This is a genomic window from Streptomyces roseolus (genome assembly GCF_014649855.1).
Taxonomy (GTDB): domain Bacteria; phylum Actinomycetota; class Actinomycetes; order Streptomycetales; family Streptomycetaceae; genus Streptomyces; species Streptomyces roseolus.
This window is the reverse complement of record NZ_BMTV01000087.1, coordinates 1-1,122: the sequence shown is the minus strand read 5'-3', so window position 1 is coordinate 1,122 and position 1,122 is coordinate 1. Positions and strand designations below refer to the sequence as shown.

Annotated in this window: 1 protein-coding gene; it reads left to right on the top strand. The window is 74.0% G+C overall.

Annotated features, from left to right (window positions below):
- Positions 1–2 precede the first annotated feature (2 nt).
- Positions 3–1,122, top strand: a 1,120-nt coding sequence (locus tag IE245_RS36565; protein WP_189955767.1) for a ferrochelatase, incomplete at its 3' end; no start/stop codon positions are given.

Sequence of the window (1,122 nt, the reverse complement as noted above, 5' to 3'; positions counted from 1 at the left end):
CCATGTCCGATCAGCACGATCCCGCCCCGTACGACGCCCTGCTGCTGCTCTCCTTCGGCGGCCCCGAGGGCCCGGACGACGTCGTCCCGTTCCTGGAGAACGTGACGCGCGGCCGCGGCATCCCCAAGGAGCGGCTCAAGGAGGTGGGGCAGCACTACTTCCTCTTCGGCGGCGTCAGCCCGATCAACGACCACAACCGCGCCCTGCTCGACGCGCTGCGGGCCGACTTCGACGGGGCCGGCCTGCGCCTGCCGGTCTACTGGGGCAACCGCAACTGGGCCCCCTACCTCACCGACACCCTCCGCGAGATGGTCCACGACGGCCGCCGCCACATCGCCGTCCTCACCACCAGCGCCTACGCCTCCTACTCCGGCTGCCGCCAGTACCGCGAGAACCTCGCCGACGCGCTCGCCGCCCTGGAGGCCGAGGGCCTGCCGCTGCCCCGCGTCGACAAGCTCCGCCACTACTTCAACCACCCCGGCTTCGTGGAACCCATGGTCGAAGGCGTCCTCGCCTCCCTCGCCGACCTCGACGACACCGTCCGGGCCGGCGCCCACCTCGCCTTCACCACCCACTCCATCCCCGACTCCGCCGCCGACACCTCCGGCCCCCCCGCCGACCACGGCCCCGGCGGCGCCTACGTGAAGCAGCACCTCGACGTCGCCCGGACCGTCGCCGACGCGGTCCGCGAGCGGACCGGCACCGACCACCCCTGGCAGCTCGTCTACCAGTCCCGCAGCGGCGCCCCGCACGTCCCCTGGCTGGAACCGGACATCTGCGACCACCTGGAGGACCTGCACGCCGCCGGCGCCCCCGCCGTCGTCATGATCCCGATCGGCTTCGTCTCCGACCACATGGAAGTCCTCTACGACCTCGACACCGAGGCCACCGCCAAGGCCGCCGAACTCGGACTCCCGGTCCGCCGCTCCGCCACCGTCGGCGCCGACCCCCGCTTCGCCGCCGCCGTCCGCGACCTGCTCCTCGAACGCGCCGCCACCGAACGCGGCACCCGAGCCGAACGCTGCGCCCTCGGCGCCCTCGGCCCCTCCCACGACCTCTGCCCCATCGGCTGCTGCCCCGCCCGCACCGAACACCCCGCCGCCGCCGGCGCCGACAGCCCCT